The organism is Photorhabdus africana (genome assembly GCF_035181445.1).
In the GTDB taxonomy this organism is placed as follows: Bacteria; Pseudomonadota; Gammaproteobacteria; order Enterobacterales; family Enterobacteriaceae; genus Photorhabdus; species Photorhabdus laumondii.
Window position 1 is genome coordinate 1 of sequence record NZ_JAXBVE010000172.1, and the last position, 502, is coordinate 502.

General features: G+C 38.6%; 1 protein-coding gene. It reads left to right on the forward strand.

What is annotated here, in order from left to right; translation table 11 throughout:
- Positions 1-115 (forward strand): EF-Tu C-terminal domain-related protein (locus SLS51_RS23265; RefSeq protein WP_500690691.1); only part of this gene is annotated, 115 nt, incomplete at its 5' end.
- Positions 116-502 lie beyond the last annotated feature (387 nt).

The following is a 502-nucleotide window of genomic DNA, read 5'->3' on the forward strand; positions in this document are numbered from 1 at the left end:
TCAGATGAAAGTTACCCTGATTGCACCAATCGCGATGGACCAGGGTCTGCGCTTCGCTATCCGTGAAGGTGGCCGTACAGTAGGTGCTGGTGTTGTTGCTAAAGTTATCGCTTAATAGCTAATAATTAAGTACCTAACTCTAGAATAGGTTTGCATTTTGGCTTGTTTTAGAACAGACGCTTGGTGTGCTACATCAGGTGTCTGTTAGTGAGTATTTTAATTAATATCATCCTTCCTTAAATTCTCTGTATGAACCACACCGTTGGGTTATCTCTTCGTGTTTTAAATTTTTGATTTTGACCGCTTGTTCCTGGCAGCGTTATTTAGTTGTTTTATCAGGATATTTTTAGAGTATATATACATCATTTATCTATAGAATACGTTAGTGTTAACTAGGGGCTGTTGATGTTTTAAAGTCATTATTCAATCAACCCACATCGGCAACCAGACAATGATGAATGCGAGTGCCACCATACTGGTATAATTCCGTTCAAGTTTATCG